The organism is Providencia huaxiensis, from assembly GCF_002843235.3.
In the GTDB taxonomy this organism is placed as follows: Bacteria; Pseudomonadota; Gammaproteobacteria; order Enterobacterales; family Enterobacteriaceae; genus Providencia; species Providencia huaxiensis.
Genome location: NZ_CP031123.2, coordinates 4,064,704 through 4,088,810 on the forward strand (window position 1 = coordinate 4,064,704; position 24,107 = coordinate 4,088,810).

Consider the following 24,107-nt stretch of genomic DNA (forward strand, 5'->3'; position numbering starts at 1 on the left):
GCGTTTTCTCATCTAGAGAGCCGTAACGGCTTGTGGATATTCCCTTAACCAGGCTTCAAATCCACCATTGATGCTATATACAGATTCAAAGCCAATGTTGATCAGATACTGTGCAGCACCTTGGCTACTGTGCCCATGGTAACACATCACCATAACAGGTTGTTCGTAATCCGTTTGTTCTAGAAATTGGCTCAGTGACTCATTGGTGAGGTGATAGGCCCCACTCGCATGGCCTGCACGAAAACTTTGTGGGTCTCGCACATCTACCAGTATGGCGGTGCCGTCTAACCAATGTTGATAGGCTTGCTCTGGTGTTAATGTTTCAAAATGGTCCATAAAATACCGAATACAGTAGGTAACAACCCATAAAAGGTTAAATGATAGGCACCCGTAAAGAACCGAGTGCCAAATATTCGTGGTATTGATTAATAGAAAGAGTGCTCGCCACGTTGGTGCTCGGTCAGGTCTTTAACGCCTTTTAGCTCACCTTCAAACATTTTGAGAAGTTCTTTCTCGATACCTTCTTTAAGGGTGACATCGACCATTGAACAGCCGTTACAGCCGCCACCAAATTGCAAAATTGCAAAGCCTTCGTCGGTGATTTCCATCAGGGAAACACGGCCACCGTGGCTGGCAAGTTGTGGGTTAATTTGTGACTGTAAAACATACTCAACACGCTCAATTAATGGTGCGTCATCAGAGACTTTACGCATTTTGGCGTTTGGTGCTTTTAACGTCAGTTGTGAGCCGAGTTGGTCGGTGACGAAGTCAATTTCGGCATCATCCAAGAATGGGGCGCTAATTTCATCAACATAAGCAGATAATTTCTCGAACTTTAGTTCTTTATCTGTGGCTTCAACGGCACCCGGAGGGCAGTACGACACACCGCATTCGGCGGTTGGCGTGCCTGGGTTGATAACAAAAACACGGATTTGAGTTCCTGGCTCTTGATTTTCCAACAACTTGGCAAAATGAGCCTGTGCTGCTTCAGTAATATTAATCATAATCATTTGCTCAATAATAGTTGACTGCTTTAGTTGGTTATAATACGCCCATTTACCCCTTTCCTACAAGGTGCGACACAGTGACCATGCATCAACAGTATGCGCTCCCGTACAAATCAACAATTGTGCTGCGCTATTCATGGTAGAACCTGTTGTAATAACATCATCAATAACAGCAACATGTAGGTTTGAAACAGAGTCGTTTAAGGTAAATGCTCCCTTTAGGTTGTTTCGGCGATACTCACGTTTTAGTGTAGTCTGTGCCAGTGTAGCACGACTACGCGATAATGAATTTTGCGAATAGGGGATATTTAACCATCTGGACAAATTTTCGCCTATTAATGCCATGTGGTCAAATCCTCTCCACCATAGACGGCGACGATGCAGTGGAATGGTGATGATTAAGTCCGGTTTTTGCCATTGTTGTTGGCGATAACCTGTGAGCCAAAATAATGCAAAGATACGTGCTAAAGTAAAAGCAAGCTGAGGTTGTTTTTGAAATTTAAAACGATGAATTAACATGCGTAAAGCGGCTTGGTAGGGGGTTACAGTGATAATTCTCTGCCATGGGGGTGGGCTCTTTAGGCAGCGTCCGCATTCCATGGTCGGCTGTTCACAGGGTAAAGCACAACGTAAACAGCAAGTTGGCATTTTAGGCAGTCCTTTGAGGCAAAAACTACAAACGCCCTGATGAGGTAACTTTAGTGATTGATGGCATAGCCAGCAGCCCCCTTCCATTGTTAGCATAGTAGCGTCCCGTTAAAACGAATTGACAAATAAATGAATGAAGAGAGTGTAACGATGGCAAAGTTATATTGGCAGACCGTTGGTGAAGGTAAACAAGATCTTGTGTTGCTGCACGGATGGGGGCTGAATGCCCAAGTCTGGCAAACAATTATTCCGCGAATCGCTTCGCACTTTCGGGTTCATTTGGTTGACCTGCCGGGCTATGGGCGTAGCCAAGGTTTTTCCCCCATGAATATTCAATCGATGGCGAATATTTTGTGGGAACAAGCACCTAAAAACGCGATTTGGCTTGGTTGGTCACTTGGCGGGCTAGTTGCAAGCCGTATCGCGCTTGACCATCCCTATGAAGTTAAAGGGCTCATTACGGTTGCTTCCTCCCCGTGTTTTAAAGCCGAAGAAAACGGTTGGGCAGGGATCCGGCCAGAGGTTTTATTAGGTTTCGAGCAGCAACTTTCGGCTGATTTTCATCGCACAGTCGAGCGTTTTTTAGCATTGCAGACATTAGGGACAGAAAGCGCCAGAAACGACGCAAAAACCTTGAAATCTGTGGTACTCGAACAGCCTATTCCAACGGTTGAAACGTTAAATGCAGGGCTTGAATCATTGCGCACCGAAGATTTGCGCGAGGAATTAAAGCTGTTACCTATTCCTTTCTTGCGTATTTATGGTTATCTCGATGGCTTGGTACCGCGCAAAATAGTGCCAATTTTAGATGAACTTTACCCTAATTCGCCATCTGTCATTGTTCGAAATAGTGCTCACGCACCATTTATTTCTCATCCTGATGAGTTTTGCGAATACCTGTTGGATTTTCAAAGTCGTATCGAGGAATAAATAAAAAAATCAGCCTAATTCGAGGCTGATTTTTTTGTGGTGTGCCTATTATTTGATTTTATATACAAAATGAGTGCAATCAGTGCTTTCAGGGCAGCCTTTACAGCTACTGCCTGTTAAACAAGCACTGATATCGACTTGTTCAATTTTCTCTAAGCTAACGAGTTTCTCAACCATTGCTTGAATTAATGGAGCCGGTGTATTTAGCTGCTCACTGAGTAGCGCGATGTCAGCTTGCCCATATAAGGCGATTAAATCTCTTATTTGCAGCAAGCTAGTCATCGTTTTATTCCTTAGTGGCACGCATCACTTGAACAGCCAGAACATTGCTCTGCGGTTCTGTTCTTGATGTTCAGGGTTACGCGGCTACGCATGCGACGTAAGAATATGAACAAGGCAAGGTTGAACAGAACAACCGCGGCTATAGTAATCAAGCTGCTTTGTGGGTGTTCGCTAAATGTGGCAACTTGGTAAAACAGAGCCGCAAGGCTATAAGCCACATTTAAGCCCCACAGAATGGAGAAGCTCATCCAACTTTTATTGGTTTCACGTGCAATAGCACCCATTACTGAGACGCAAGGCACATACAGTAAGACGAAGATGAGGTAGCTATAGGCTGCAATTCCTGAACCAAATTTCGCTGCCATGGTACCCATTGAGCCGGATTCCATTTCTCCATCGCCTTTACTGGCTTCAATAGGGTTCGATAACGCGCTTAAGGTAAAGGTCTCTTTTAAGCTATCCCAAGTTTCAGAAACCGCATCTCCCAGTTCTTCCCATAAATTGAAAGATTCTGCATCGAACGGCTCAGAAGTAATGGCTTCAGCGGTATACAGGGTATTTAGTGTTCCCACTACCACTTCTTTGGCCATCGCTCCGGTAATCAACCCAACAGTTGCTTGCCAGTTATCTGCATGAACACCGATAGGCTGTAAAGCAGGGGTTATCACTTTACTGACAGAAGCCAGTGCGGAATCATTTATATTATCAACAGGTTTACCAGAGAAAGAGAAGCTATTTAATGCGCCAATAAAGATACTGGCAACGATGATGACTTTACCTGCACGTACCACGAAGCCTTTTAGGCGCTGCCATGTTTGAATCAGCAGTGTTTTGATATGTGGCACATGGTAAACCGGAAGTTCCATGATAAACGGAGAGGCTTCGCCACGCATTAGAGTATGTTTTAGTAGTAACCCAGTTAAGATAGCGACAACAATCCCTAAAATATAGAGTGAAAAGACCACGCTCGCCCCATTTTTGCCGAAGAAAGCGGCAGCAAAAACGGCGAAAATAGCCAATCTTGCACCACAAGACATAAATGGTGCCATTAAGACCGTAATTAGCCTTTCGCGCGGTGCGTCGAGCGTGCGTGCACCCATAATTGACGGTACGTTACAGCCAAAACCGACAATCAAAGGCACGAAAGATTTACCCGGTAAACCTAAGGCTTGCATGAGGCGGTCCATCACGAAAGCGGCTCGCGCCATATAGCCAGAATCTTCCAGTATTGAAAGAAACAGATACATCATCCCAATTTGTGGCACTAACGGTAAAACCGTGTTAATACCGCCACCAACACCTTGGGCAAGGAAAATAGTTAGCCAATCAGGGAAGCTAAAGTAGGCACCAACCCACTGAATACCATGAATAAATATCGCTTCTGACGCACCTTCAAAGAAGGGTTGTAAGGCGCCACCGATGTTGATGGCTAAAACGAACATCAAATACATCACAAACAAGAAAATAGGTACGCCGAGCCAACGGCTCAGAATAAATTTATCCAGTGATTGTGTTAGTCGATTTGGTTCAGCGGCACTATTGTTAATCGCAGCATTGCAAATGGTCGCAATAGATTGATAACGTGCGTCGGCAATGAGTAATTCAGGTTCTTCGTTTAAGCCTTCTTTCAGTGTTTGGCGTATCGCCAGCAATTGTCCTTCAGATATTTCTGCGCGTTGGCGGCTATATATGTCCCCTTCGAGGATCTGTAATGCTAACCAGCGGCGCTGCTGGTGGCTAAATTGTTGTGCTGAAATTTGTTCAGATAGTGAGTCTACAGCTTGCAATAACTGTGCTGGATATTCCACAAGGGCTTGCTGGCTATTTTGTGGATGTGTATCAATGGCTTTTTTCAGTTTATCGATACCAGTTGCTCGAGTTGAAACCATTGGGATCACAGGGCAGCCGAGCTGTTTTTCTAATTCAGCAATATTAATATCAATATGTTGGCTTTGAGCGATATCCAACATATTCAAGGCGACAATACATGGAACGCCTAACTCGACTAATTGCAATGTCAGGTAGAGGTTACGCTCTAAATTAGACGCATCGACAACATTAATGAGCATGTCTGCCTCACCACTTAAAATAAAGTAGCAGGCGATTTGTTCGTCAAGAGAGGTTTGCTCAGAAATAGTGGTCAGAGAATAGGTGCCGGGTAGGTCAACAAGTTCGATTTTGTGGTCATCTGTATGGAAGCGGCCCACTTTTCGTTCAACAGTGACCCCCGCCCAGTTACCGACCCGCTGCCTTGACCCTGTGAGCTGGTTGAATAAGGTCGTTTTGCCTGCATTGGGGTTACCAATTAAGCCGATCGTTAATCGTTTCATAGTGTTTGCCAATAATAAAAAAAGAAATACTTAAGCGGTGGTCGCTTCATCTAAGTTGAGTAGGGCAAGATCCTTTTTGCGTAGTACTAAGCTGACACGATGAGTTTCTATTTGAACAGGATCACCAAAAGGCGCTAAGCGCACCACTTTAAAGACAGAACCCGGAAGTAAACCAAGTGAGAGCAGTTTTTGTCGGTATGCAGGACTAATCTCTGGAGAGAAGCCAAGTATTTTGTAACTGCATTGAGGAAGTATTGCCATAGTGTCTTCCTAATCATTTAATTAATAATGATATCGATGACAATTGTTAAAGAGTGCAATTGCTCAGGTAATAAAGTCGCCAAACAAAAATAAATCTAATTAACAATGAGAATCATAATCATCCACCTTTTGTTATATTTAGCCTCTTTTTTCGTCAATTTGACTTGATATGGATCAACGAAGCATTGAGTTTACGGTGTTCCGCTAGCGAAATTAATGGTGGAGTCAGTGAAGGGGGGATGGCTGAATTATACCCAATATATTGTTTGAACTAATCAATCACAGCATTATTTATTGAAATGGGCATCACAATAGGTACATTGCGATGCCCATAAAGAAAGTTAACGTTTCTTACCGAATGCCGCGGCAAGGGCATCACTCATGGCGCTGTTACTTGAAGATGCGCTGTTTTGGCGTGAGTTACCTCTTGATTGAGGCGCCTTACGCGCATTTTTGTCCTGTTCAGGGGCTGCACGGCGAGGGGCACTGTTAGAATCACCCGCTTGTTCATCTAAACGCATCGTTAACGCAATACGTTTGCGTGCAATATCCACATCTAACACTTTGACTTTCACAATGTCGCCCGCTTTTACTACCTTGTGTGGGTCTTCGACATAACTATTTGAAAGTGAAGAAATATGAACTAAACCGTCTTGGTGAACACCAATATCCACAAAAGCGCCGAAGTTGGTTACATTGGTGACTGCGCCTTCTAAGATCATGCCAGAAGTCAAGTCTTTCATGGTTTCTACACCTTCGGCAAAGGTGGCAGTTTTAAACTCAGGGCGTGGGTCACGACCCGGTTTTTCCAGTTCTTTAATGATATCGGTGACAGTTGGAACCCCGAATTGCTCAGTGGTAAAGTCACGTGGGCTCAAGGTATTAAGCACCTGTGAGTTGCCCATAATTTCTTTGAGTGGCTGGCGGACAGACTCAAGAATTTTTTCAACAATCGGGTAAGCTTCAGGGTGAACAGTAGAAGCATCTAACGGGTTTTCACCATTGGTGATACGCAAGAAGCCCGCACACTGTTCAAAGGCTTTTGGCCCAAGGCGTGCAACTTTGAGCAACTGTTTTCTATCACTAAATTGGCCATTCTGGTCGCGCCAATCCACCACGTTTTGCGCAATCATTTTGCTTAAACCGGCAACGCGAGTCAGTAAGGCAACGGAAGCGGTATTTAAGTCAACACCAACGGAGTTTACACAGTCTTCGACAACTGCATCGAGTTTACGCGCTAATTGTGTTTGGCTGACATCATGCTGATATTGGCCAACCCCAATGGATTTAGGGTCAATTTTCACTAATTCAGCCAACGGGTCTTGTAGGCGACGAGCAATAGATACGGCACCACGTAAAGACACATCTAAGCTTGGGAATTCCAAAGCCGCAAGTTCAGAAGCGGAATAAACAGAAGCGCCAGCTTCGCTGACAATAACTTTCTGAGCAGTGACTTCAGGGTACTGTTTTTGGACTTCAGCAAAGAAACGTTCCGTTTCACGAGAAGCTGTACCGTTACCAATCGCCACTAATTCGACGTTATGTTTTTGGCAAAGTGCCGCAACGATGGTTGCCGCTTTTGCGGCTTGTCCGGTATGTGGATAAATCGTATCCGTTGCAATTAATTTACCTGTTGCATCCACGACAGCAACTTTCACGCCAGTACGCAAGCCAGGGTCTAAGCCCATGGTGGCACGCATTCCCGCTGGAGCCGCCATCAGTAAGTCACTGAGGTTACGAGCAAACACGTTAATAGCTTCCTCTTCAGCTTTTTCGCGCAGTGAGCTCATGACTTCTGTTTCTAAGTGCAGTAATACTTTGACACGCCATGTCCAGCTGATCACGGCTTTACGCCATTGGTCAGCAGGAGCATTATTTAAACGAATATCTAAATGGCGGGTGATAATTTCTTCGCAGTAACTTTCTTTTGGTGGTTCATCAAACTGAGGGTCGCAGTTTAATGAAAGCTGTAAAATCCCTTCGTTACGACCACGGAACATTGCAAGGGCTCGGTGAGAAGGAACCTGAGCAACGGGTTCGTGATGTTCAAAGTAGTCACTAAATTTTACCCCTTCTTCTTGCTTACCTTCAGCAACAACAGAAACAAGGTGGGCATTTTTCCAAATATAGTCGCGAACTTTCGCTAAAAGAGTTGCATCTTCGGCGAAACGCTCCATAAGGATATAGCGAGCACCATCTAAAGCGGCTTTAACATCCGCCACACCTTTATCTGCATCGATATAGGTTTTTGCGAGTTCATCAGGTGACTGGCTTGGGTCATTCCACAGGGTATCCGCTAAAGGCTCGAGCCCTGCTTCAATAGCGATTTGCCCGCGGGTGCGACGTTTTGGTTTATAAGGAAGATACAGGTCTTCAAGTTCGGTTTTATTGAGCGTTGTGTTGATAGCGGAGGCAAGCTCTGGTGTCAATTTACCTTGTTCTTCTATCGACTTGAGGATGGTTTGCTTACGGTCATTCAATTCGCGCAAGTACCCTAAACGGCTTTCTAGCTGGCGAAGCTGAGTATCGTCCAACCCACCGGTAACCTCTTTACGGTAACGCGCAATAAACGGGACAGTATTTCCTTCATCTAATAGCGTGATGGCAGAAAAAACTTGTTTCGGCTGGGCTTGCAGTTCCGCTGCAATAATTTGGCTTAGAGTTTCATTCATGTCGAGTTTCAATACCTACTGTTTAAATACCTACTGGAAGAACAGTTAAAAATTTATTGCACTGTTATACTTGGTGGTAACGAGAATTTCCAGACTGAATTTGAGCCTATTGGTAGGAAAGTCTCAGATTATGTTCTATAAAATATTATAATTATGGGCTCCATTGGCTAATATTTGAAGGTTATGACTAAAAGTCTTTTAATTACACGTGAAGGTTGGGATGCGTTAGATAAAGAATTGAAATACCTGTGGAAGGATGAACGCCCTCGGGTGACTCAATCTGTTTCAGAGGCCGCAGCTCAAGGGGATCGCTCAGAAAATGCAGAATATATTTACGGCAAAAAAAGGTTGCGTGAAATTGATAGACGCATCCGTTTTTTATCTAAAAGGTTAGATCAGTTAAGGATTATCGAGCCTGATCCTCGCCAAGAAGGCCGTGTGTTTTTTGGCGCATGGGTTAAACTAGAAGATGAAAATGAAAATATCAGAATATTCCGTATCGTCGGTGCTGATGAATTCAACCCTACGAAACAATGGATTTCAATTGATTCTCCCGTAGCGCGAGCCTTGATAGGTAAACAGGTTGATGATGAAATAACAGTAAATACGCCGGGAGGGCAGGTGACTTATTTTGTATTAGAAATAAGCTACAAGCCACTAACCGTCTGAAGTGTAAAATGATTCATTAAATCCCATGTTAGTGGTAAATTAGTGAGCATTAATATTGTTTTACTTACATTCATTAAAAAAATAATTTGAAAGATGCACATCTTGAGGGCTACAAAATGCAGGAAAGTTATAAGGTTCTTGTCGTCGATGATGATATGCGTTTACGTGCGCTGCTGGAACGCTACCTCACTGAGCAGGGTTTTCAGGTAAGAAGTGCTGCAAACGCTGAACAGATGGACAGAATCCTGACGAGGGAATCTATTCACCTGATCGTCTTAGATTTAATGCTGCCGGGCGAAGATGGCTTATCAATTTGTCGTCGCTTACGTAGTCAAAATAACCCAATTCCAATTATTATGGTGACAGCGAAAGGCGAAGAAGTGGATCGTATCGTCGGCTTAGAAATCGGTGCGGACGACTATATTCCAAAACCTTTTAATCCACGGGAATTGCTAGCTCGTATTCGTGCGGTATTACGTCGTCAAGCTAATGAATTACCGGGCGCGCCATCTCAAGATGATGCGATAATTACCTTTGGTAAATTCAAATTAAATCTTGGGACGCGAGAAATGTTTCAAGGTGATGAAAATATGCCGTTAACTAGCGGTGAATTCGCGGTGTTAAAAGTATTAGTTTCTTATCCAAGGGAACCGCTGTCGCGTGACAAGCTAATGAGCTTAGCGCGAGGCCGTGAATACAGTGCGATGGAACGTTCTATTGATGTTCAGATCTCACGTTTGCGTCGCATGGTTGAAGAAGACCCAGCACATCCTCGTTATATTCAGACGGTTTGGGGATTGGGTTATGTGTTTGTTCCGGATGGAAGTAAAGCATGAAGCGACTGAGGTTCTCAAGGCGTAGTACATTTTCTCGCTCGTTATTTTTATTTGTAGCCTTACTGTTTGCGAGCCTCGTAACCAGCTATATGGTTGTGTTGAATTTTGTTGTGATGCCTAGCTTACAGCAGTTCAATAAGGTGCTGGCATACGAAGTAAGAACATTAATGACAGAGAAAATGGTCCTACAAGATGGAACCTCAGTGCGGGTATCTCCCGCGTTGCGTAAGAAAATCTACAATGAATTAGGGATCACCTTTTATGCACACTCAGCAGCGATGGAAGAAGGGCTGAATTGGGCAAAAGAGTATGATTTCCTAAGCGAACATATGTCGGAATATATTGGTGGCAAGGCAAGTGTTCACCTCGAATTAGGCCGAGAGTACCCCATTCTATGGTTAACGTCTTATCTTGCACCTGATATTTGGGTGCGAGTTCCACTGACTGAAATTGGGCAAAACCAGTTCTCCCTTGTTTTTCGCTATACATTAACGATTTTTCTCACCATTTTTGCGGGGGTATGGTTGTATATACGTTACCAAAACAAGCCATTACTTGAATTAGAATACCACGCCGGAGAAGTTGGTAAGGGGTTTGTCTTACCCCCAATGCAGGAAAAAGGTGCCACCGAGGTCAGGGCCGCTATTCGGTCTTTTAACCACATGGCAGCAGGGATTAAAACCTTAGAAAATGACCGAACTGTCTTAATGGCAGGGGTAAGCCATGACCTAAGAACCCCCTTAACCCGTATTCGTTTAGCAACAGAAATGATGAGCCCAGAAGATAGCTACCTGGCAGAATCCATTAATAAAGATATTGAAGAGTGTGATGCGATCATCGGCCAATTCATGTCTTACCTGAAAACGGGTCAAGAAATGGATATGGAATTCTGTGACCTTAACGCTATCTTGATGGAAGCAGTGAATTCAGAAAGCAACGTCGTAGGCGAAATTGAAACCGCACTTGAGCCTGGCTCAATGATTGTTAATGGTAACCCATTAGCAATTAAACGCGCGATTACCAATATGATTGTGAATGCCTACCGCTATGGTAATGGCTGGATCAAGGTCAGTAGTGGTAAAACGGAAGACTCAGTTTGGTTCCAAGTCGAAGATGACGGAGCAGGTATCAAGGAAGAAGATATTCATCGTCTGTTCCAGCCATTTGTGCAAGGTGAAAAAGCCCGTAGCAACAAAGGAACAGGGCTAGGACTGGCGATTATTCGCCGAATTGTTGATGCCCACGAAGGGAGTATTGAGATCCATAAGAGTGAGCGTGGTGGGTTTGCGATTAGGGCTCTTCTCCCTCTTAAAGAAAAAGAAGACTGATATCTCGTCATATTTCAAGCTGTAGGGGTGTTGCCTACACTCAACTACCCTAGTCACATACTTGTGTATGCTCCTAGGGATATCTTCGTTTGGCGCCTACCTACAACTTGAACTATTTAGAGCTATCTTTCTACTCTTCACACTTTGCGCCGCAGCGTTGTTGGCGGCAACACAAATTGTTTTGAGTATTATTTTATGGTTGCAGGGTAAAAAAATTTTCGCTTTTATGACAGTCTGTCATTTTTCTTTTTGGTATCAGTGTTGAAACTGAAATTTTTTAACTATTTGAATTTTATAATATAAAGATTCACTTCCCTTCGTTTTTGTTTTCTCTCCAGTGAAAAAATCAGCAATTGTCATAAAACTGTCATAAAAACGACATGTTGTCGTAACTAAATTGTCCTATTTTTCCTACCGTGACATACACCCAACAATTTTATACTTGATTGTTTCTATACATCCCCGGAGGGATTATGAAAATGACGCGTACCACCTTAGCAAGCGTAATGGCAGCAACTTTATCTCTGACCGCAATGTCTTCTTTTGCTGCTACCAGCCTGACCGGAGCTGGCGCGACCTTCCCTGCTCCTGTTTATGCGAAGTGGGCAGACTCTTATCAGAAAGAAACAGCTAATAAAGTAAACTATCAGGGGATTGGTTCTTCTGGTGGTGTCAAACAAATTAATGCAAAAACAGTTGATTTCGGTGCATCCGATGCCCCATTGACTGATGAAAAATTAAAAGAGGATGGCTTGTTCCAATTCCCTACTGTTATCGGTGGTGTGGTACTGGCTGTCAATGTAAAAGGTATTGAGTCAGGGCAACTGACTTTAGATGGCAACACATTAGGTGACATCTATTTAGGCAAAATCACTAAATGGAATGACCCAGCAATCGCTAAATTGAACCCAAATGTTAGCTTGCCAGACCAAGCTATCGCAGTCGTTAGACGCTCTGACGGTTCGGGTACCACATTCGTATTCACAAGCTACCTCGCTAAAGTCAGCGCAAGCTGGAAATCAGACGTTGGTGCAGGTTCAACCGTTAACTGGCCGAAAAATAGCGTAGGCGGTAAAGGAAATGATGGCGTTGCCGCTTTCGTACAGCGTCTACCAGGTTCTATCGGTTATGTTGAATATGCTTACGCAAAACAGAACAACCTTGCGTATACTAAATTAATCTCTGCCGATGGCGAAGCGGTTTCACCAACGGGTGAAAGTTTCAGCGCAGCAGCGAAGAAAGTTGACTGGTCTAAATCTTTTGCTCAAGATTTAACAAACCGTGATGGCGCGAATGCATGGCCGATTACTTCAACCACATTCATCTTAGTTCACAAGCAGCAAGCGAATGCGGAAAAAGGCAAAGCAGTTCTTGACTTCTTCAACTGGGCTTATGATAAAGGTGGTAAACAAGCGGAAGCATTAGATTACGCAATTCTACCTCAAGAAGTCGTGACCGCAGTACGTGCAGCATGGAAAACAGAAGTTAAAGATAGCCAAGGTAAAGCATTATTCTAGGTGAGCTTAGGTTTTCTAAGTGCACTTAGGGTTGGAAATGGCGGGTAAGTGCTGAGGAACAGGGCTTACCCGCTCATCGTTGTAACGCAATCCTGTGAAAAAGAGCAGGAATGAAATGAGAACAAAGCGCATGGCCGAGAAAACAACGGCATTTAGAGCTCCCAGCAAATCAGGTGATGTGATTTTTAGTGCACTGGTAAAGATTGCCGCGCTCATCACTTTGTTAATGCTCGGAGGCATTATTATTTCCCTTATTTTTGCATCTTGGCCAAGTATGCAAAAGTTTGGGTTTTCGTTTTTATGGACCAAAGAGTGGGATGCTCCAGCGGAAGAATTCGGTGCCCTTGTGCCTATTTACGGCACTATCGTTACATCGTTAATCGCTCTGATTATCGCCGTTCCCGTTAGTTTTGGTATAGCGTTATTCCTAACAGAGCTGGCGCCTAATTGGTTAAAACGTCCTCTTGGTATCGCGATTGAACTTCTTGCTGCTATCCCAAGTATTGTTTATGGGATGTGGGGGTTATTTGTCTTTGCACCCCTGTTTGCAGAATATTTCCAAGAACCAGTTGGTAATGTGATGTCGAGTGTGCCGATTGTCGGTGAATTATTTTCAGGGCCTGCATTCGGGATCGGTATTTTAGCAGCGGGGATTATCCTCGCGATTATGATTATTCCTTATATTGCGTCAGTGATGCGCGATGTATTTGAACAAACACCTGTGATGATGAAAGAGTCAGCCTACGGGATTGGCTGTACAACGTGGGAAGTGATTTGGAATATCGTGTTGCCGTATACCCGTAATGGGGTCATTGGTGGTGTGATGTTGGGCCTTGGTCGTGCGCTGGGTGAAACCATGGCGGTGACTTTCGTGATTGGTAATACTTACCAACTTGATAGCGCATCACTGTTTATGCCTGGTAACAGTATCACCTCGGCACTCGCAAATGAGTTTGCGGAAGCAGAGAGCGGTTTACATACCTCGGCCTTGATGGAGCTTGGACTTATCCTGTTTGTTATCACTTTCATTGTGTTAGCAATTTCCAAGTTGATGGTCATGCGTCTTGCGAAGAATGAGGGCCGTTAATATGTCGATATCTCAACCTATCGCAGTGAATGAAAAAGAACGAGCACGCCGTCAAGCGTGGCGCCGCCAAGTTAACAGAATGGCTCTATTTGTTTCAATGTTAACCATGGCTTTCGGCTTGTTCTGGTTAGTGTGGATTTTGTTTTCTACTGTCACTAAAGGGATTGATGGCATGTCCCTCAATCTGTTTACTGAAATGACTCCACCACCGAATACGGAAGGTGGCGGGTTGGCAAATGCCATCGTAGGAAGTGGTTTATTAATCTTATGGGCGACAGTTATTGGTACGCCTTTAGGGATTTTAGCGGGAATTTATTTAGCAGAGTATGGCCGTAAGTCATGGTTAGCTTCAGTTACCCGCTTTATTAATGACATTTTATTATCAGCTCCATCTATCGTTGTCGGGTTGTTTGTGTACACCATTGTGGTTGCTCAAATGCAGCACTTCTCGGGTTGGGCTGGGGTTGTGGCGCTTGCATTGCTGCAAATTCCAATTGTTATCCGAACTACTGAAAACATGTTGAAACTAGTTCCAGATAGCTTGCGTGAAGCCGCTTATGCACTTGGCACACCAAAATGGAAAATGATTTTATCTATTACGTTAAAAGCGTCGGTGTCAGGGATTATCACTGGGATCTTACTTGCAATTGCGCGTATAGCAGGGGAAACCGCACCGCTTCTGTTTACTTCACTGTCAAATCAGTTCTGGAGTACAGATATGAGCGAACCCATCGCTAACTTACCAGTGACAATCTTCAAATTTGCAATGAGCCCGTTCTCTGAATGGCAAGAGCTTGCATGGGCAGGGGTTCTGTTAATTACCCTATGTGTCCTGCTCATTAACATCATTGCACGTGTTGTGTTCGCACAGAAAAAACACTAAGCACCAGATAAATAAAGATTTAGAGAGAAAAGCAAACCATGATTAATGCAAACGATATTGCAAACAGTAAAATTAAAGTCCGTGACCTCAACTTCTATTATGGCAAGTTTCACGCACTGAAAAATATCTCTTTAGACATTGAAAAAAATAAAGTAACTGCGTTTATCGGCCCATCAGGCTGTGGTAAATCGACGCTATTGCGTACCTTCAATAAAATGTATGAACTGTATGGCGAGCAGCGCGCAGAAGGTGAAATTTTACTGGATGGCCAAAATATCCTGACTGATAAACAAGATATCGCGCTGTTACGTGCAAAAGTCGGTATGGTATTCCAAAAACCAACACCATTTCCGATGTCAATCTACGATAATATTGCATTTGGTGTGCGTTTATTTGAAAAGTTATCCCGTGTGGAAATGGACGAACGCGTGCAGTGGGCGTTAACAAAGGCTGCATTATGGAATGAAACCAAAGATAAGCTACACCAAAGTGGTTATAGCTTGTCGGGTGGGCAGCAACAGCGTCTCTGTATTGCTCGTGGTATTGCTATTCGCCCAGAGGTTTTATTGTTAGATGAGCCTTGTTCTGCCCTTGACCCAATTTCAACCGGTCGAATTGAAGAACTAATTAGTGAATTAAAGTCAGAATACACCGTGGTCATTGTTACCCATAATATGCAACAAGCAGCACGCTGTTCTGACTATACGGCTTTCATGTATCTAGGGGAGTTAGTCGAGTTTAACCATACTGACAAAATGTTTACTACCCCAGAAATGAAGCAAACTGAAGATTATATTACTGGCCGCTACGGTTGATATGGAGCCGACGATGGATACGCTGAATCACAACAAACATATATCGGGGCAGTTCAATGCTGAACTGGAACATATCCATACTGAATTGATGACGATGGGAGGACTGGTCGAAGAGCAGCTTACCAAAGCCATTACTGCCATGCATAATCAGGATGAAGCCCTAGCACGTGAAGTTATCGAAAATGACCATAAAGTCAATATGATGGAAGTGGCCATTGATGAAGAATGCGTTAAAATCATCGCGAAGCGCCAACCAACAGCGAGTGATTTGCGTCTGATTATGGCTATTTCAAAAACCATTGCTGAGCTGGAAAGAATCGGCGATGTTGCAGACAAAATTTGCCAAACCGCATTGGAAAAATTCTCTCATCAACATCAGCCTCTGTTAGTGAGTTTAGAATCATTAGGCCGTCACACAGTACAAATGCTACATGATGTATTAGATGCATTCGCACGAATGGATCTCGAAGAAGCTATTCGTATCTATCGTGAAGATGAGAAAGTTGACCAAGAGTATGAGGGCATCGTGCGCCAATTGATGACTTATATGATGGAAGACCCACGGACGATCCCGAGTGTACTAACAGCACTGTTCTGCGCTCGTTCAATTGAGCGTATCGGTGACCGTTGCCAAAATATCTGTGAGTTTATTTTCTACTATGTGAAGGGGCAGGATTTCCGTCATGTGGGGGGAGATAGTCTCGAAAAAATGTTGACTAAAGACGATTAAATGCTCGTCATATTTCGTGCTGTGGCGGTGTTGGCTTCGCTCGGCTAGCCACAACACGAACAATTTAGAGTATTGATGAATGAGGTTAATGTATTCGATAGCCTATTTATTACGATGAATACTCTAACACGTTCTTCTACCGACTTTCTTCTTGCTCAATAAGAGTCTATTGATGGTTTAACCATGTTTGGGGCACTTTGTTATCAAGGTGGCCCTTTTTTGTTTGGTCTTATATTCCATTTTGATATAAATATATTATTTAATATTATTTCAAGTGCTAAGCAATAGTTGATAGCTTGTGATGGTCGATTTACAAAAATTTACCGTCAGGGGTGTTCAATGAAAGCTCGTATTCTAACGACTGTTTTACTTACAGGTTTAGCGCTGACAGCGAATGTCGCTAGCGCAGATAAATTAGATGATATCAAACAAGCGGGTGTGATCCGTATTTCGGTATTTGATAGTAACCCACCATTTGGTTTTATTGACCCACAAACTAAAAAATTAGCGGGTTATGATATTGATATTGCACAAGAAATAGCAGATGGCCTAGGTGTGAAACTAGAGCTTCGCCCCACTAACCCAGCAAACCGTATTCCACTCCTGACTTCAGGTAAAGTTGACCTAATCGGTGCTAACTTCACCATTACAGATGAACGCGCAAAACAAGTTGATTTTTCTATTCCTGATTTTGCGACAGGCCAAAAATTTATTGCCCGTAAAGGCGTATTAAAAACACCTGATGACATCAAACCACTGCGTATTGGCGCAGATAAAGGCACTGTGCAGGAAGTCACTTTACGTGAACGTTTCCCTGACACAAAAGTGATTTCTTATGACGATACCCCGCAAGCGTTCGCGGCACTGCGTAATGGTAACGTTCAAGCTATCACTCAAGATGATGCCAAATTGGTTGGCTTACTAGGTAATTTACCTGAAAAAGTGAAGGCAGACTTTGAAATCTCTCCATTTAGCCTAACAAAAGAATACCAAGCATTGGCAGCAAGCAAAGGTGAAACTCGTTTGGTTGAAAACGTCAACGAAACACTGCTGAAACTGGAAAAAGACGGTAAAGCCGAGGTGATCTATAACCGTTGGTTTGGGCCAGATACTAAAGCAGCACAACCACGCGGAGACTTTAAATTCGCGCCACTGAGTGAGCAACAGCCACAGTCTTAATGGGTAACCGTAAGTACTCAGTGAGTTGAAGCCCCGCACTCTGTGTGGGGTTCTTGGTTATAAGGGATGAGTTTTTAATCACAAGCGGTGAAGGCAATAGGTCGTGAACAATGTTTGAAAAATTTTTAAATGGTGATTTTTGGTCTGCTCATTTACTAGCGCCGCAGTATCTAGAGTGGTTTGGCTACGGCTTTTTGATCACTGTTTGGATCTCGATTTGTACCATTGTTGCAGCCACTGTATTGGGTTTTATCGTTGCATCAGCAAAGGATAGCCAAATTGCTCCTGTGCGTTGGGCCGTGAGTATCTATATCTCTATTTTCAGAAATACACCTTTGTTGGTGCAGTTATTCTTTTGGTACTTCGCTTCCGGTGAAATTTTACCTACTGCTGCGATGGAGTGGCTCAATACCCCCCATGAAATCCATTTACTTGGAATAACAGTGGGTTGGCCGTCATTTGAATTTTTAGCGGGCTTTATTGGTTTGACCCTGTATACCGTGCCATTTATCGCTGAAGAAATTCGAGCAGGGATCCGCGGTGTTCGTCAGGGGCAAAAATATGCGGCATTTGCATTAGGGCTAACTTCATGGCAGGCCATGAAACTGGTGGTATTACCGCAAGCAGTAAAAATCGCTATGCCTCCGCTACTAGGCCAATATATGAATGTGGTGAAAAATTCATCATTAACAATGGCAATAGGTGTAGCGGAACTGTCTTATGTTTCTCGCCAAGTAGATAGCCAGACATTACAAACCTTCGCAGCCTTTGGCGTGGCAACCGTTTTGTATATTGCCATTATTGCAGTGATGGAAGGTTGGGGCCAGTGGCGCCAGCAGCGTAATTTGGCTCAGGGGGTATAAGATGGATTTTTCGATTATTGAGCAGAACTGGCAATATTTGTTATTTGGCACTTTCCCGGATGGCCCATTAGAAGGCGCAGCACTGACGTTAGTCATTAGCTTGCTTGCAGGTGCAGCTTCTATTGTATTAGGTACATTGGGGGGGATTGCATTAGCCATGCTGCGAGGTTTTTGGGTTAACCTATTCGCTGCAGTATTAGGTTTTTTCCGTGCATTTCCAGTAATTATGCTGATTTTTTGGACCTATTTCTTGTTGCCGATGTTATTGGGCACGGAAATTCCTGGGATAGCGACAGTTGTATGTGCATTGGCATTGATTACCTCTGCATATTTGGCTCATGCCGTGAAAGCGGGTATTTTAGCGATAGGTAAAGGGCAGTGGCAAGCCGGGATGTCCTTGGGGTTTAGCCGCTGGCAGGTATTGTGGAATATCGTATTACCACAGGCTTTACGTATGATGGTTCCGTCATTTATTAACCAGTGGGTGGCATTAATTAAAGATACCTCATTGGCTTATATTGTTGGGGTCGCTGAGCTGTCATTTTTGGCGACACAAGTGAATAACCGTGAAATGGTTTATCCTCTTGAAGTTTTCTTATTCGTCGCATTTATTTATTTTGTGATGTGCTTTGCGGTAGAAATTATTGCAAATAGGGTGGCGAAAAGGCTTAGTGCGCAACATCAGCCTCAGAAACTGGCAGCGAAACATCGTTTATTGTTTTGGCGTCGACAAAAACTATTAGCACTGTCTTAAATTAAACGTGGTGGTGAAATAACCACCACTTCTTCTATTAGTTACCATCAATTCTTTTATTATTTCACTCAAGTGTATCAGTTAGTTAGGACATTTTTGCCCATTACAGTTTACGCAATCGTTTTCTTTTGTGATTTTTAATTGTAGTATAGGGCGAAAAAAACTTTTTTTGGGCGCGATATCTAATGAGTAATCAATCTTCTAGCTCGGCACAACCGCAGGGCTTGTTTCAGCGTGTTTTTAAATTACAAGAACATGGCACCACAGCAAGAACTGAGGTTGTTGCTGGCTTCACTACCTTCTTAACGATGGTCTATATTGTCTTCGTTAACCCTCAAATTCTCTCAGTTGCAGGAATGGATATCAAAGCGGTATTTGTCACTACCTGTTTGATTGCGGCTATTGGCAGTATTTTGATGGGATTACTGGCGAATTTACCTATTGCTGTTGCGCCAGCCATGGGGCTGAATGCCTTCTTTGCTTTTGTTGTTGTTGGAGCGATGGGGTACTCATGGGAAATCGCGATGGGCGCGGTATTCTGGGGAGCTGTCGGGTTATTTATTCTGACGCTATTTCGCATTCGTTATTGGATTATCGCCAATATTCCTCTTAGCCTACGCGTTGGTATTACCAGCGGTATCGGTTTATTTATTGCCATGATGGGGCTGAAAAATTCCGGTATTATTGTTGCGAACCCGGACACGTTAGTTTCTATCGGTAACTTAACCCACCATAATGTTTGGCTGGGAGCACTCGGTTTCTTTATTATCGCTATTCTTGCCGCACGCAATATTCATGCCGCGGTATTAGTTTCTATTGCAGTGACAACATTGATTGGCCTAGCTCTAGGGGATGTGAAATATTCTGGGATATTCTCAATGCCGCCGAGTATCACGAGCGTTGTGGGGCAAGTTGATTTCTCTGGCTCTTTAGACTTAGCGCTATCCGGTGTGATTTTTGCCTTTATGTTAGTTAACTTGTTTGACTCATCAGGCACCATGATAGGTGTGACTGACAAAGCGGGTATTACGAATGAACGCGGGACTTTCCCACGAATGAAACAAGCGTTATATGTGGACAGCTTGAGTTCTGTCGCAGGTTCAGCGATGGGGACCTCTTCTGTCACTGCATATATCGAAAGTTCTTCTGGTGTTTCTGTCGGTGGGCGCACAGGTTTAACTGCGATTGTCGTTGGTGTTTTATTCCTATTGACCATGTTTATCTCACCTCTTGCAGGCATGGTTCCAGCTTATGCTACTGCGGGTGCCTTGATTTACGTGGGCGTGCTGATGACTTCAAGCTTAACTCGCGTGAAGTGGGATGACTTAACCGAGTCTGTACCCGCATTCATTACCGCTGTGATGATGCCATTTAGTTTCTCAATCACAGAAGGTATTGCGCTAGGCTTTATTGCGTACTGTGCAATGAAAATTGGTACCGGACGCTGGCGTGACCTGGGTCTGTGTGTGATTTTAGTGGCGGCGATGTTCCTACTAAAAATGGTGCTCGTCGACGCCTAATATTCGTCATACTTCAAGCTGTGGCGTTGTTGTCTTCACTCGGCTACTCGGGTCACATACTTATGTATGCTCCCCGAGATAACCTCGATTGACGCCTAGCCACAACTTGAATTATTTAGAATATTTCTCAAGATGGCTCTCTATAAAACCACTTGGAAGATTAATCCCCCTTCAGATGGCTTTCCCGTCTTGTTACTTGCATGCAACAAAAATTATTTAAGGTATAATCAATAAAGTACTGTTGCGAAGGCAGGGTGGGATAAAAAATCCGCTGAAATTGCAAACTAGTGCTTTCCCCCTTTATGGGATCCTGCTAGATTTCGCAGCAGAAACTGACTTTATCAAGGTATCAGACCATGAATGCACCAAAAAAACCGGCTGCTAAGCCAAAGAAAAAATACCGTAAAACCAAAGAAGAAATTAATGCGGAAGGCCGTGAGCGTAAACGCGAGAAAAAACATCGTGGTCATAAATCCGGTAGCCGTTATGTAGAACAAGCATCTAACAAGCAAAATGGTGGGCAAAATGGTTCAACCGACCCTCGTTTAGGTAGCAAAAAGCCTGTGCCTTTAATTGTGGATGAAAAACAGGCCACGAAACCTGTGGTTGAGAAAAAACAGCCGACTGTCAAAGAAAAATTGACGCCAGAAAAAGAGCTGGAAATGCTGGAAAGCGATGATCGTTTAGATAGCATTTTAGCGCGTCTGGAAGATGGCGAAACCATCACAGCACAAGAGCAGCAGTATGTTGATACCTGTTTAGATCGCATTGATGAATTGATGAATATTCTCGGTATTGAATATAGCGAAGAAGAAGAGGAAGAAGACGAAGAAAAACTTGATGACATTATGCGCATCTTAAAAAGTAAATAATTTCGTTTAAAAGATCCCTCGTGCTAGCGGGGGATTTAGCTATTTTTTCTGCTAACTCACTTTTCTTTGATGTTGTATCAAATCTCTTTTCGCTAACATACTTTATAATATTATTTAAGTTGTGAAACTTTCACACTCACCAAATAACAATTAAATAAGGTGCAACCCGTTATTATGGTTTGAGCTTTTGGTCAATTGAGGAATGTTATGTCAGAGCAAAATATTGTTTGGGATCTTTCTCTCATTCAAAAATACAATTATTCAGGGCCTCGTTATACCTCGTATCCTACAGCCTTGGAATTCAACCAAGACTACGATGAGAATGCGTTTGTTCAAGCAACAAAACGTTATCCCAATCGACCTTTATCGCTCTATGTCCACATCCCTTTTTGCCATAAGCTTTGTTATTTCTGTGGCTGTAATAAATTAGTGACACGCCAAAAACATAAAGCTGATGAATACCTTAAAGTAATTGAAAAAGAAATTATCCAACGAGCCGCTTTATTAAAAGACCGCATTGTGACTCAAATGCATTGGGGCGGTGGTACTCCAACTTATCTCGATAAAGTCCAAGTTAGTCATTTAGTTGGTTTATTGAAAAAACACTTTAATTTTGCGGATGATGTGGAAATGTCGATTGAAATCGACCCGCGTGAAATTGAACTGGATATGATAGACCATCTGCGCCATGAAGGGTTTAACCGCCTAAGCATGGGCGTTCAGGATTTTAATAAAGAGGTTCAGGTGCTGGTTAACCGTGAACAGGATGAAGAATTTATTTTTTCCCTAATTAAACGGGCTAAAGAGACGGGGTTTTCCTCAACGAGTATTGATTTAATTTATGGTTTACCTAAGCAAACCCCTGAAAGCTTTGCGTTTACCCTAAAAAAAGTGGCTGAATTATCACCAGATCGCTTAAGTGTGTTCAATTATGCACACTTACCTAATTTATTTGCAGCGCAGCGTAAAATTAAAGATGAAGACTTACCGAGCGCAGAGCAAAAACTCGATATTTTGCAAGACACAATCGCGACCCTCACCAGAGATGGCTATCAATTTATTGGTATGGACCACTTTGCTCGCCCTGAAGATGAGCTTGCCGTGGCACAACGGGAAGGGGTTCTACACCGTAATTTCCAAGGATATACAACTCAAGGCGACTGTGATTTGCTGGGGCTAGGCGTTTCTGCAATCAGTATGTTAGGTGATAACTACGCGCAAAATCAGAAAGATTTGAAAACCTATTATGCGCAAGTTGAAGAGAAAGGCCAAGCGCTGTGGCGTGGCCTCGTTTTAACCGATGACGATTGCCTACGCCGTGATGTCATCAAAATTTTAATCTGTAACTTCCAATTGGATTTTGCCCAAATTGAAGCAATCTATCCAATTGATTTTAAATCCTATTTTAAAGAGGATTTAGAGTTATTGAAGCCAATGGCAGAAGATGGGTTGGTCGAAATGACAGACAAAGGTATTAAAGTTACGCCTCAAGGGCGTTTACTTATTCGGAATGTTTGTATGTGTTTTGATGTTTATTTACGGAATCAGATGAGGCAGCGGCAGTTTTCCCGTGTCATCTAAATACTCTTCATATTTCGCCCTGTCGCGTTGTTGGCTGCGTTCGCTAACCCTAGTCACATACTTTATGTATGCTCCTAGGGCTTAGCTTCTCTTGCCGCCTAGCGGCAGAACGAACTATTTTGAGTATTAAATATTCGTTATAGCGTTATTCCACATTCAGCATCTTCTGCGGGGGCTAGTATTTCGCTTTTTCGATTAGCTGATAAGCCGCACTGATGCGATCAGGGATGGGATACCATTTGTTGGACAAAATCACAACCGCAATTCGGTCTTCAGGAATAAATGCCGCATAGGTTGCAAAGCCATTGGTTGAGCCGGTTTTGTTGTAGAAAGCTTGTGTTTCTGGCGGTAGCGCTGGTGTAATCGCTTCGACCTTTTGTGGCTGTAATGCCATTTCATCTCGGTTACCTTGCTGTAATTGAGAAATGGATACAGGCCATGAATAACTTTCCCACATCATATCTTGCACAAATGAATCGGTCATATAGAACCCAGCATGCGTGTTCTCTATGGCTTCCTGCCACGATTTAGCGACTTTCTTTGTTTGCATATTAATATCTAAGAAGCGAATTAGATCTTTAGCGTTAGATTTCAAACCATAAGATTCAGCATCTAAAATTTGTGGTGTTACACGAACGGGTTGATTGTTCTTATTATAGCCTTGAGCATAATTTTTCTGTTGATTTTTAGGGACATGAATATAGGTATGTTTCAGCCCAAGCGCAGGCAGCATCAGTTTTTCCATCGCTTGTTCAAATGGCATTTTGAGTTGTTTAGCCGTAACGATGCCGAGTAATCCCACGCCAAGATTTGAGTAAGAGCGATATTGTCCAATAGCTTTTTCAGGTTGCCATTGCTGGTAATAACGGAATAATTCCGCTGAATTCGTAATGCTATCAGGCACAAATAACGATAAACCCGAAGTGTGAGTTGCCAAGTTCATTACTGTGATTTGGTCAAAAGCAGACCCTTTTAATTCAGGAAGATAGTGGCTTACCTTTTGCGAGAAATCGAGTTTTCCTTGGTTTTGTGCATAGGCTGCGAGTGTGGCTGTGAATGTTTTAGATAAAGAGCCAATCTCAAATAAAGTCTTATCACTGACAGGCACTAAGCTTTGCTTAGATTGCACACCATAATGATAAATATAGTGTTTTCCATCAACGGAAATGGCGACAGACATTCCAGGGATCTGTTTTTGTTCCATCAGAGGTTTAATAATGTCATCCACATCCTTTTGAGTGAATGCATTAGCGGATAGCGTGGTTAACGCCAAACTCAGAGCGACAAAAATTCGCCCCTGACGAAAAAGGGTTTTCATAGAGTTATTCCAATAAGTACAAGTT

General features: G+C 43.2%; 23 protein-coding genes. 15 read left to right on the plus strand and 8 right to left on the minus strand.

Annotation, left to right across the window (positions count from 1 at the left end; translation table 11 throughout):
- Positions 1 to 12 precede the first annotated feature (12 nt).
- From glpE to CYG50_RS20580, 3 genes are all read right to left on the minus strand, one after another.
- Positions 13 to 336, minus strand: a complete 324-nt coding sequence (glpE, locus tag CYG50_RS20570) for a thiosulfate sulfurtransferase GlpE (RefSeq protein WP_004262879.1) — start codon at positions 334 to 336, stop codon at positions 13 to 15.
- Positions 337 to 425: 89 nt separating this feature from the next.
- Positions 426 to 1,004: a Fe-S biogenesis protein NfuA gene (gene nfuA, locus CYG50_RS20575; RefSeq protein ID WP_004266130.1), complete on the minus strand. Its 579-nt coding sequence runs from the start codon at positions 1,002 to 1,004 to the stop codon at positions 426 to 428.
- A 63-nt stretch (positions 1,005 to 1,067) separates the two neighbouring features.
- On the minus strand, positions 1,068 to 1,751 hold the full coding sequence (locus tag CYG50_RS20580; RefSeq protein WP_102138810.1) for a DNA utilization protein GntX: 684 nt from the start codon (positions 1,749 to 1,751) through the stop codon (positions 1,068 to 1,070).
- A 54-nt stretch (positions 1,752 to 1,805) separates the two neighbouring features.
- On the opposite strand from CYG50_RS20580, the gene bioH reads away from it, so the two are divergent.
- Entirely contained in the window at positions 1,806 to 2,585 is a 780-nt protein-coding gene (bioH, locus tag CYG50_RS20585) for a pimeloyl-ACP methyl ester esterase BioH (RefSeq protein WP_102138811.1), read from the plus strand.
- A gap of 48 nt (positions 2,586 to 2,633) precedes the next feature.
- Here bioH and CYG50_RS20590 read toward each other — a convergent pair whose 3' ends face one another.
- From CYG50_RS20590 to CYG50_RS20605, 4 genes are all read right to left on the minus strand, one after another.
- Positions 2,634 to 2,867, minus strand: coding sequence for a FeoC-like transcriptional regulator (locus tag CYG50_RS20590; RefSeq protein ID WP_102138812.1), 234 nt, complete (start codon positions 2,865 to 2,867; stop codon positions 2,634 to 2,636).
- An 11-nt stretch (positions 2,868 to 2,878) separates the two neighbouring features.
- Complete coding sequence (gene feoB / locus CYG50_RS20595) at positions 2,879 to 5,197, minus strand: Fe(2+) transporter permease subunit FeoB (RefSeq protein ID WP_102138813.1); 2,319 nt, start codon at positions 5,195 to 5,197, stop codon at positions 2,879 to 2,881.
- A gap of 30 nt (positions 5,198 to 5,227) precedes the next feature.
- Positions 5,228 to 5,458, minus strand: a complete 231-nt coding sequence (feoA, locus tag CYG50_RS20600) for a ferrous iron transporter A (RefSeq protein WP_004262866.1) — start codon at positions 5,456 to 5,458, stop codon at positions 5,228 to 5,230.
- A gap of 341 nt (positions 5,459 to 5,799) precedes the next feature.
- A complete protein-coding gene (locus CYG50_RS20605; protein ID WP_102138814.1) occupies positions 5,800 to 8,130 on the minus strand; it encodes a Tex family protein in 2,331 nt (776 codons plus the stop codon).
- A 183-nt stretch (positions 8,131 to 8,313) separates the two neighbouring features.
- On the opposite strand from CYG50_RS20605, the gene greB reads away from it, so the two are divergent.
- From greB to hemN, 14 genes are all read left to right on the plus strand, one after another.
- The gene (greB, locus tag CYG50_RS20610; RefSeq protein WP_102138815.1) at positions 8,314 to 8,799 is read left to right on the plus strand and encodes a transcription elongation factor GreB; all 486 of its coding nucleotides are present in this window, start codon (positions 8,314 to 8,316) and stop codon (positions 8,797 to 8,799) included.
- A 116-nt stretch (positions 8,800 to 8,915) separates the two neighbouring features.
- Entirely contained in the window at positions 8,916 to 9,635 is a 720-nt protein-coding gene (ompR, locus tag CYG50_RS20615; protein ID WP_004266122.1) for an osmolarity response regulator transcription factor OmpR, read from the plus strand.
- Positions 9,632 to 10,963: a two-component system sensor histidine kinase EnvZ gene (gene envZ / locus CYG50_RS20620; RefSeq protein WP_102138816.1), complete on the plus strand. Its 1,332-nt coding sequence runs from the start codon at positions 9,632 to 9,634 to the stop codon at positions 10,961 to 10,963. Before ompR ends, envZ begins: the two co-directional genes overlap by 4 nt.
- A gap of 473 nt (positions 10,964 to 11,436) precedes the next feature.
- The gene (gene pstS / locus CYG50_RS20625; protein WP_102138817.1) at positions 11,437 to 12,480 is read left to right on the plus strand and encodes a phosphate ABC transporter substrate-binding protein PstS; all 1,044 of its coding nucleotides are present in this window, start codon (positions 11,437 to 11,439) and stop codon (positions 12,478 to 12,480) included.
- 130 nt (positions 12,481 to 12,610) lie between these two features.
- Positions 12,611 to 13,567, plus strand: coding sequence for a phosphate ABC transporter permease PstC (gene pstC / locus CYG50_RS20630; RefSeq protein ID WP_004262847.1), 957 nt, complete (start codon positions 12,611 to 12,613; stop codon positions 13,565 to 13,567).
- 1 nt (position 13,568) lies between these two features.
- Positions 13,569 to 14,450, plus strand: a complete 882-nt coding sequence (gene pstA, locus CYG50_RS20635) for a phosphate ABC transporter permease PstA (protein ID WP_036958603.1) — start codon at positions 13,569 to 13,571, stop codon at positions 14,448 to 14,450.
- A 38-nt stretch (positions 14,451 to 14,488) separates the two neighbouring features.
- Positions 14,489 to 15,265 (plus strand): phosphate ABC transporter ATP-binding protein PstB, encoded by a 777-nt coding sequence (pstB, locus tag CYG50_RS20640; RefSeq protein WP_004262838.1) that lies wholly within the window; start codon positions 14,489 to 14,491, stop codon positions 15,263 to 15,265.
- Positions 15,266 to 15,278: 13 nt separating this feature from the next.
- A complete protein-coding gene (gene phoU / locus CYG50_RS20645) occupies positions 15,279 to 15,995 on the plus strand; it encodes a phosphate signaling complex protein PhoU (protein ID WP_102138818.1) in 717 nt (238 codons plus the stop codon).
- Positions 15,996 to 16,334: 339 nt separating this feature from the next.
- Positions 16,335 to 17,174 (plus strand): ABC transporter substrate-binding protein, encoded by an 840-nt coding sequence (locus CYG50_RS20650; RefSeq protein WP_102138819.1) that lies wholly within the window; start codon positions 16,335 to 16,337, stop codon positions 17,172 to 17,174.
- Between the two features lie 110 nt (positions 17,175 to 17,284).
- A complete protein-coding gene (locus CYG50_RS20655) occupies positions 17,285 to 18,037 on the plus strand; it encodes an amino acid ABC transporter permease (RefSeq protein WP_102138820.1) in 753 nt (250 codons plus the stop codon).
- A gap of 1 nt (position 18,038) precedes the next feature.
- Positions 18,039 to 18,791: an amino acid ABC transporter permease gene (locus tag CYG50_RS20660; RefSeq protein WP_102138821.1), complete on the plus strand. Its 753-nt coding sequence runs from the start codon at positions 18,039 to 18,041 to the stop codon at positions 18,789 to 18,791.
- A gap of 185 nt (positions 18,792 to 18,976) precedes the next feature.
- Entirely contained in the window at positions 18,977 to 20,311 is a 1,335-nt protein-coding gene (locus CYG50_RS20665) for an NCS2 family permease (protein ID WP_102138822.1), read from the plus strand.
- Between the two features lie 356 nt (positions 20,312 to 20,667).
- Entirely contained in the window at positions 20,668 to 21,183 is a 516-nt protein-coding gene (gene yihI / locus CYG50_RS20670; protein ID WP_102138823.1) for a Der GTPase-activating protein YihI, read from the plus strand.
- 207 nt (positions 21,184 to 21,390) lie between these two features.
- A complete protein-coding gene (hemN, locus tag CYG50_RS20675; protein ID WP_102138824.1) occupies positions 21,391 to 22,764 on the plus strand; it encodes an oxygen-independent coproporphyrinogen III oxidase in 1,374 nt (457 codons plus the stop codon).
- Positions 22,765 to 22,939: 175 nt separating this feature from the next.
- Here the strand turns inward: hemN and ampC are convergent, their stop codons facing one another.
- Positions 22,940 to 24,082: a class C beta-lactamase gene (gene ampC / locus CYG50_RS20680; RefSeq protein ID WP_232368217.1), complete on the minus strand. Its 1,143-nt coding sequence runs from the start codon at positions 24,080 to 24,082 to the stop codon at positions 22,940 to 22,942.
- Positions 24,083 to 24,107: the final 25 nt, after the last annotated feature.